Origin of the sequence: Streptomyces corynorhini, assembly GCF_003346515.1 — a bacterium.
Classification (GTDB): Bacteria; Actinomycetota; Actinomycetes; order Streptomycetales; family Streptomycetaceae; genus Streptomyces; species Streptomyces corynorhini.
This window is the reverse complement of the sequence record NZ_QQNA01000394.1, coordinates 1-4115: the sequence shown is the minus strand read 5'-3', so window position 1 is coordinate 4115 and position 4115 is coordinate 1. Positions and strand designations below refer to the sequence as shown.

4 protein-coding genes are annotated in these 4115 nt (G+C 73.2%); 3 read left to right on the top strand and 1 reads right to left on the bottom strand.

Annotated features, from left to right (window positions below):
• Positions 1-790: ABC transporter ATP-binding protein (locus DVH02_RS33340; protein WP_147286196.1), on the bottom strand; the 790-nt coding region annotated here is incomplete at its 3' end.
• Positions 791-1126: 336 nt separating this feature from the next.
• On the opposite strand from DVH02_RS33340, the gene hmgA reads away from it, so the two are divergent.
• The 3 genes from hmgA to DVH02_RS33325 form a co-directional block, all read left to right on the top strand.
• Positions 1127-2509 carry a homogentisate 1,2-dioxygenase gene (gene hmgA / locus DVH02_RS33335; protein WP_114627578.1) on the top strand — a complete coding sequence of 461 codons (1383 nt, stop codon included), beginning with the start codon at positions 1127-1129 and terminating at the stop codon, positions 2507-2509.
• An 18-nt stretch (positions 2510-2527) separates the two neighbouring features.
• On the top strand, positions 2528-3301 hold the full coding sequence (locus DVH02_RS33330; RefSeq protein ID WP_114627577.1) for a GntR family transcriptional regulator: 774 nt from the start codon (positions 2528-2530) through the stop codon (positions 3299-3301).
• 200 nt (positions 3302-3501) lie between these two features.
• On the top strand, positions 3502-4115 hold a 614-nt coding region (locus DVH02_RS33325), incomplete at its 3' end, for a type ISP restriction/modification enzyme (protein WP_325051421.1).

Here is a 4115-nt window from a genome sequence, read left to right as displayed (position 1 = left end):
GCCGCTGCCTGCCGAGATCGATCGACATCCGGCCGTCCAGGGGCGCGTACACCACCGCCTGGAGCAGGTTGATGCGCGGGGTGCCGATGAACGCGGCGACGAAGACGTTCTCCGGCAGCGCGTACACCTGGCGCGGCGCGCTGACCTGCTGGAGGACTCCGCCGCGCATCACCGCGACCCGGTCGCCCAGCGACATCGCCTCGGCCTGATCATGGGTCACATAGATGGTGGTGACGCCGAGTTCCGCGGTGAGCCGGGCTATCTCGGAGCGCAGCCTGCTGCGGAGCTTCGCGTCGAGGTTGGAGAGCGGCTCGTCCATCAGGAAGGCCGAGGGCCGCCGGGAGATCGCCCGGCCCATCGCGACGCGCTGGCGCTCGCCGCCGGAGAGCTGGCTCGGATAGCGGTCGAGCACGCTCTCGATGCCGAGCATGCGGGCGGTGGCGTCGACCCGCGCGGTGCGGTCCTCGCGGGGATTCTCCAGCCGGAGGGGGAAGCCGATGTTGTCGCGGTTGGTCATGTTCGGATAGAGCGCGAAGTTCTGGAACACCATGGCCATGCCCCGCTCCCGGGGCGGCATGAGGTTGGAGTACTCGCCGTCGAGCAGCAGATCGCCCTCGGTGATGTCCTCCAGACCCGCGATCATGCGGAGCACGGTCGACTTGCCGCACCCCGAGGGGCCGAGCAGGACCAGGAACTCGCCCGGCGCGATGTCGAGCGAGAAGCGGTCGACGGCGCGGGAGGCGCGTCCGTACGTCTTGCTGACGCTGTGCAGAGAGATGGCGCGAGTCATGAATGGTTTTCCGCCCGAATGCCCGTATGGATGAGGGTGGAGGTGCCTGCGTGGCCTGAAGTTAGCCGACTACAGGCGGTCAGGGAATGACTCGCGCGAAGGTCTCCGGGCCAATCGCCTCGCCGTCCGGGCTTTTCGTACCCGGTGGACGGTGGTTCGAGGGGGCGCGGCCGGGCGCCGGGCGGGCCCGGAGCGCGGGGACGTCCGTACGGCGGTGTGAACCGGCGGCGCCCCGGCGGCGCGGTCCCGTTGACGGGCCGGTCCGGCAATCCTACGGTTGTCCATAGGATTTGGCGGGAGTCCTCGACCAGGGAGCGGACACGGCGGATGGACGACATGAGCGGCACGAGCGGCGCGGGTGGCACCAGCGGCACGAGCGTCACCAGCGGCACGAGCGGCGTCGAGGGGGCGCGCAGGACGGCCGAGGGGCTGGACCACTCCCCCGGCTTCGGCAACGAGCACAGCTCGGAGGCGGTGCCCGGCGCCCTGCCGCACGGCCGCAACTCGCCGCAGCGCGCGCCGCTCGGGCTGTACGCGGAGCAGCTCAGCGGCAGCGCCTTCACCGAGCCCCGCGCCGTGGGCCGCCGCTCCTGGCTCTACCGGATCCGTCCGTCGGCGGCGCATCCGCCCTTCGTCCGTGTCGACAACGGCGGTCTTCGGGGGGCGCCGTTCACGGAGACCGTCCCCGACCCCAACCGGCTGCGCTGGAACCCGCTGCCCGAGCCCGCTCCCGGCACCGATTTCCTGGCGGGGCTGTGGACCCTGGGCGGCAACGGGGACGCGGCGCGACGGGTGGGCATGGCGATCCATCTCTACAGCGCCAACGCCCCCATGACCGACCGGGTGTTCAGCGACGCGGACGGCGAGCTGCTGATCGTGCCGGAACGGGGCGGGCTGCTGATCCGCACCGAGCTGGGGCTGCTCGCCGCCCGGCCGGGCCAGGTGGCGCTCGTCCCGCGCGGGGTGCGCTTCCGGGTGGAGCTGCTGGACGCGACGGCGCGCGGCTACGTCTGCGAGAACTACGGCCGCCCCTTCGTGCTCCCCGACCTCGGCCCGATCGGCGCCAACGGGCTGGCCAACGCGCGGGACTTCCTCGCGCCCGTCGCCGCCTACGAGGACGTGGAGCGGCCGGTCGAGGTGGTGAACAAGTTCTGCGGCAACCTCTGGGCGGCCACCTACGACCACTCCCCGCTCGATGTCGTCGCCTGGCACGGCAACCATGTGCCGTACGTCTACGACCTGCGCCGGTTCAACGTGATCGGCTCCATCAGCTACGACCACCCCGACCCGTCGATCTTCACGGTGCTGACCTCGCCGTCGGACACCCCGGGGCTCGCGGGCGTCGACTTCGTCGTCTTCGCGCCGCGCTGGCTGGTCGGCGAGGACACCTTCCGGCCGCCGTACTTCCACCGCAATGTGATGAGCGAGTACATGGGCCTGATCGAGGGCGCGTACGACGCGAAGACGGCGGGCGAGGGCGGTTTCGTCCCGGGCGGCGGCTCGCTGCACAACATGATGTCGGCGCACGGTCCCGACCGGAAGACCTTCGAGCGGGCGAGCGCGGCGGAGCTGCGGCCGCAGCGCGTGGACGACGGTCTGGCCTTCATGTTCGAGACGCGCTGGCCGGTGACGGCGACCGGGCAGGCGGCGGGAGCCGCGCATCTGCAACAGGGGTACGACGACGTGTGGCAGGGTCTTGAGCGCCACTTCAGGCCCTGATCCCTCTCCGGAGCTGCCGTGACCGCCTTCGCCCCCGACTCCCTGGTCCTGAACCGCAAGCTGCCGCTCTGGTATCAGGTCTCGCAGTCGCTGCGCGCCTCGATACTGGGCCGCGGGCCGGGCGATCCGCTGCGGCTGCCGACCGAGGAGCGGCTCGCCGCGCACTACGGCGTCAGTGTGCTGACGATGCGTCAGGCCCTGAAGGAGCTGGAGGAGGAGGGGCTGATCAGCAGGCACCGGCGCCGGGGCACCTTCATCGAGCCGGGCGCGCGGCGCGGCGCCCCGCGTCGGCTGCTGGGTTCGATCGACGCGATCGTGGCGCAGCAGTCCGGCGAGCCGGCCACGGTACTCGGCCACGGCAGGGGGCCGGTCCCCGGTGAGCTGGCCGAGTACTTCCCCGGGCTGGACGAGGTGGTCGGGTACCGCAGGCTGCGGTGCGACGGGGAGAGCGGCGAGCCGGTCAACTGGGTGGAGAACGCGGTGCGTCCGGAGGTCGCGGCGCGGATCGACGTGGCCGATCTGGCGCGCTGGCCGATGACGAAGGTGCTGCGCGATCTGGTGGGGGTGCGGATCAGCCGGATCACCGACACCGTCGAGGCGCGGCTGGCGGACCCGGAGACGGCCGCGCTGCTGCGGGTGCCGCTGCTCAGCCCGATCCTGCACTACACCGGGGTGACGTACGACGCGGACGGCCGGGTGGTGGACGTGGCCAGGATCCGCTACCGGGGCGACCGCTTCGCGTTCTCCGTGACCGTCGAGGCGGACCTGACGGAGGAGGCCCGCCCGCGCTGACCTGCCGTTGCGGCGGGGCCGTTACGATGCCGCCGACGGCGCACACGGCGACGGAAGGGACGGTCCGCATGGCGGTGACGCGGTCCGGCGGGGGTTCAGGGGTGGGACCGGGCGAAGGAACCGGCGAGGCGGCCGGCCGGGAGCCGGGGCCGGGCGCGAAGGGCGCGACGGGCGCGGACACCCCGTCGCTCGGCGATCTCATGCCCTGGTCGACGGCGCCGCTGCGGCTCGGCAGACCCTGGGTCATGGCCCCCTCGCCCGCCGTCCTCACGGCGCGCTGGGAGCGGCTCGTACGGTCGGCGGGCGCCGAGCGCGACGCGCTGTTCGGACCGACCAGGTCCCGTACGCAGCACAGCGCGGTGAGCGCGCTGCCGGGGCCGGGTAGCGGGACCGGGCGGTTCATCCGCGAGTCGGGCCCCTGCCCGCCACCGGTACGGATCGGGCACGGACCGTTCGACGAGCAGTGGCTGATCCCCGACCACCGGCTGATCGACCGGGCCCGGCCCGAGCTGTGGCGGGTCGCGGACGCGCACCAGCTGTTCGCCGTGGAGCAGGGGTACGTGGCGCCCGGCGCGGGGCCCGCGCTGCTGGTCGGCGCCGTGCTCCCGGACGGTCACTCACCGGCGGGCCGGCCGGGCCGGATCAGGCCCCTGTACCGTCGGCCGGGCGGCGCAGAGCCCAATGTCGCGCCGGGGCTGACCGCGCTGCTGGCCCGGCGGTACGGGCACGAGGTCACCGCGGAGGCGCTGCTCGCCTGGGCCGTGGCCACCGCGCGGCCCTCCCCCGCCGGGTGCGCGGTGGCCACGGCCCAGGC

Bases quoted from the DNA above. Each gene is read 5' to 3' on its own strand.
- hmgA (WP_114627578.1), top strand. From the start codon at position 1,127: ATGAGCGGCACGAGCGGCGCGGGTGGCACCAGCGGCACGAGCGTCACC.